This is a genomic window from Lutibacter sp. (genome assembly GCF_040883305.1).
In the GTDB taxonomy this organism is placed as follows: Bacteria; Bacteroidota; Bacteroidia; order Flavobacteriales; family Flavobacteriaceae; genus Lutibacter.
Genome location: NZ_JBFLKT010000120.1, coordinates 1 through 3825, shown reverse-complemented (window position 1 = coordinate 3825; position 3825 = coordinate 1). Strand labels below are relative to the sequence as shown.

The 3825-nt window shown below is 29.4% G+C and carries 6 protein-coding genes; 5 read left to right on the top strand and 1 reads right to left on the bottom strand.

Annotated features, from left to right (window positions below; genetic code table 11):
- Positions 1-10 precede the first annotated feature (10 nt).
- Positions 11-349, bottom strand: a complete 339-nt coding sequence (locus AB1Z17_RS03705) for a PadR family transcriptional regulator (RefSeq protein ID WP_368050452.1) — start codon at positions 347-349, stop codon at positions 11-13.
- A 121-nt stretch (positions 350-470) separates the two neighbouring features.
- On the opposite strand from AB1Z17_RS03705, the gene AB1Z17_RS03700 reads away from it, so the two are divergent.
- From AB1Z17_RS03700 to AB1Z17_RS03680, 5 genes are all read left to right on the top strand, one after another.
- Positions 471-1526, top strand: a complete 1056-nt coding sequence (locus AB1Z17_RS03700; protein ID WP_368050451.1) for a 2Fe-2S iron-sulfur cluster-binding protein — start codon at positions 471-473, stop codon at positions 1524-1526.
- A gap of 35 nt (positions 1527-1561) precedes the next feature.
- A complete protein-coding gene (locus AB1Z17_RS03695; RefSeq protein WP_368050450.1) occupies positions 1562-2245 on the top strand; it encodes a LysE family translocator in 684 nt (227 codons plus the stop codon).
- 15 nt (positions 2246-2260) lie between these two features.
- The gene (locus AB1Z17_RS03690; RefSeq protein ID WP_368050449.1) at positions 2261-2845 is read left to right on the top strand and encodes a PepSY domain-containing protein; all 585 of its coding nucleotides are present in this window, start codon (positions 2261-2263) and stop codon (positions 2843-2845) included.
- An 11-nt stretch (positions 2846-2856) separates the two neighbouring features.
- On the top strand, positions 2857-3066 hold the full coding sequence (locus AB1Z17_RS03685) for a YwbE family protein (RefSeq protein WP_368050448.1): 210 nt from the start codon (positions 2857-2859) through the stop codon (positions 3064-3066).
- Between the two features lie 61 nt (positions 3067-3127).
- On the top strand, positions 3128-3825 hold a 698-nt coding region (locus AB1Z17_RS03680), incomplete at its 3' end, for an amidohydrolase (RefSeq protein WP_368050447.1).

Below are 3825 nucleotides of genomic sequence, written 5' to 3'. Positions count from 1 at the left end.
ATTATGGGCTTTATTCTAAACTAAACTTAGGGTTTACAATGGTTTGCATAGTTCTTAAAAAATCTTCCATTTCGGCTAACCGGCTTACTGTTTCTTTTGTGCCATTTTCTGTTAACTTATAATACTTTCGTAAACGGTTATCAACTTTAGCAACCTCAACATCTAACAAACCTTCAGCTTCTAATTTATGTAACGCTGGGTACAAAGCACCTTCGGTAATTGTTAATTCTCCTTTAGTTAACTCTTTTACTTTCTGTGTAATTTCGTAACCATACATTTTGTCCTTTTCTTCCAATAGTTTTAAAATAATAGTTTGTAAAGAGCCTTTGTATAATTTTTGATTTCCCATAATTTTATAAATAACTATTCAAATATATACATAATTTTCTTATGCATAACATTCTTAAGTACTAATTTTAACAAAAATTTGTATTTAGATTAACTACTTTTGTAAGCTTAAATAAATGATTATGTCAAAATTTCATATACTCACTATAAAAGAAATTAAAAAAGAAACACAAAATGCAGTTTCTATTGTATTTGATATTCCTAGCGAATATCAAAAGGAATTTCAATTTAAAGCCGGACAATACCTGAATATTAAAAAAACTATTGCAGGTAAAGAGCTACGAAGAGCTTATTCTATATGTTCTGCACCAAATAGCAACGACCTTGCAGTTGTAGTAAAAGCAGTTGACAATGGTACGTTCTCAGTTTTTGCAAACACAATTTTAAAAGAAGGCGATACACTAGAAGTTGAAAATCCTGAAGGAAAATTTGTATTAGAAACGGCTAAAATTAATTCAAAAAATTACCTTGCAATTGCTGCTGGAAGCGGAATTACACCAATTATGGCAATGCTAAAAGCTACTTTAACAGAAGAGCCCAAAAGTACTTTTACACTTATTTATGGAAATAAAACTGTTGCTGATACTATTTTTAAAGCTGATTTAGATGCGTTACAAAACAACTTTCCAAAAAACTTAAATGTACAATATGTATATAGTCAAGAAGAACAAGAAAATGCATTGTTTGGAAGAATCGACAAGTCAAACATAAATTATGTTGTTAAAAATAAATTAAAACATATAACTTTTGATAAAGCCTTTTTATGCGGACCAGAAGCTATGATTCATTTAGCTATTGATGTACTAATTGAAAATAATATTGATAAAAATAATATCTTTTTTGAATTGTTTTCAACACCCATTTCTTCTGAAGAAAAAGCAACACTAAATTTTGAAGGAACTTCTGAAATTACGGTAATTGTTGATGACGAAGAAACTACTTTTAACATGGATGCTAAAACCACAATTTTAAGTGCTGCTTTAAAACAAGGTTTAGATGCTCCGTATTCTTGCCAAGGCGGAATTTGTAGCAGTTGTTTGGCAAAAGTAACCGAAGGAACTGCCAAAATGGAGAAAAATGCCATTTTATCGGATAGCGAAATTGCAGAAGGTTTAATTTTAACCTGTCAGGCGCATCCAACTTCACAAAAACTTACTGTTGATTACGATGATGTTTAATAAATATAGTATTTTCACAAAATAGTAAACATTTTATGGCATTTAACGAACTTAAAGAAGCAGTATTAATTGGATTTTTCCTAGCATTTATGATAGGTCCTGTCTTTTTTATGCTAATTCAAACAAGTATTATTAAAGGTGCCAGAGCTGCCATAGTTTTTGACTTAGGCGTAATGTTAGGTGATGTTGTTTTTATTTTAATGGCGTATTACGGAAGTAAAAGTTTGTTAGAAAAAATAAAAGACGACCCAAAAATGTTTTTAATTGGCGGACTTATTTTACTAGTATATGGTTTAATTACGTATTTAGATAAAAGTCAGAAAAGAGCAATACAAGATGAAACTCTGGTATTACAAGAAAAATCTAATTACACAAAATTATTTATTAAAGGGTTTTTATTAAATTTTATAAATGTAGGTGTGTTGGCCTTTTGGTTGGGAATGATTGTGGTTGTTGGTCCAAATTTAGAAATGGATCCAGAAAAAATATTTAACTATTTTGCCGTAATTTTAATTAGTTACTTAATAACCGATATTGGAAAAATTGTACTCGCCAAGCAACTAAAAAGAAAATTAACTCCAAAAGTTATCTATAAAATAAAACGAACTATGGGGGTTTTATTAATGATTTTTGGAGTAGCATTATTACTAAAAGGAATAATTCCCAAAGAAAAACTAAATCTAAAAAATGTAATTGATAAAGTTGAAAAAACGAATTAAAAAACGAATTAATTTTTGAAGAAATTGAACTCCAGACAAACACAAGCAAAAATTTTAAGAATATTTAGAAAAGTACATCGTACAACTGGTGCAATGCTTTTTATATTCTTTTTTATAATAGCCATAACAGGAATTCTCTTAGGCTGGAAAAGTCATAGTAATAATTTAATTATACCACAATCTTACAATGGCACTTCAAGTAATTTACAATATTGGTTACCTGTAGATAGTTTGCATAAAAAAGCATTATTAGTATTAAAAGATAGTATTTCATCAGATTTATCTATGGAACTTGACAGAATTGACATTCGTAAAAACAAAGGAATGGTAAAATTTATTTTCGAAAACCATACTTGGGAAATTCAATTAGATGGTGCAACAGGAAACGTTCTTAATATTGGTAAAAGACATTCAGATTTTATTGAAGATCTGCATGATGGTACTGTTTTAGATACGTGGTTTAATACTCCTTCAAAACCATTTCTAGTAATTTACACTTCAATAATGGGCTTGGCATTGTTACTATTTACAATAACTGGCTTTTGGCTATGGTATGGGCCAAAAAGAATGAAAAAACATAGAAAAAGAGAAAACCAATAGAAAACCAACCTATGAAACAAGAAAAAATTAGTGGTAGTATTAGAAATAATATACAAATAGATAGCGAAGTAGAAATTGTACAAAAAAACCACCAACGCAGCGGAGAATTAACCACAGGATTTGTAAAAAGAATATTGACTAATTCTCAAAAACATCCACATGGAATAAAAGTTATGCTTGTAACAGGTGAAGTTGGCAGAGTTAAATGGGTTTTAGACTAACTTAAATTAGTTTTATTAGGAAGTCTCTTGGTATTTTTTTAATTTAAGCTTCTTTAAAAAAATGCACAAAATAATAATGGATGACAAACTGATTCAAAAACTAATTTTACTACGAAAAAAACTTCATGCAAATCCAGAATTATCAGGAAAAGAAAAAAATACTTCAAAACTTATTTATTCATTTTTAAAAACGTGCACTCCAACACAAATAATAACAAATGTTGGTGGTTACGGGGTTTTGGCAATTTTTGATAGTAAAAAACCAGGGAGAAATATTCTTTTTAGAGCAGATATTGATGCATTACCTATTTCAGAAATAAATACGTTTAAACACGCCTCTTTAAATTCAGGGATCTCACACAAATGTGGTCACGACGGACATACTTGCGCCTTATTAGGTTTTGCAAAATTACTTTCTGAAAACCCACCAAAAAAAGGAAAAATAATCTTGTTATTTCAACCTGCTGAAGAAACTGGAGAAGGCGCACAAAAAGTTATAAAAGATCCTAAATTTGAGCATATAAAACCCAACTTTGTTTTTGCTTTTCACAATATTCCTGAAGTTCCTTTGCACCAAATAATTCTAAAGAAAAACTCATTTACTGCTGCTGTAAAAAGTATTATTATTAAAATTCACGGTAAAAATGCACATGCAGCAGAACCCGAAAAAGGAATAAATCCTGCGTTAGCAATATCAGAAATTATTCAGAAATTTGAAGCACTTTCAAATAATAAACCCAAAAGTGAAAACTTTTCGTT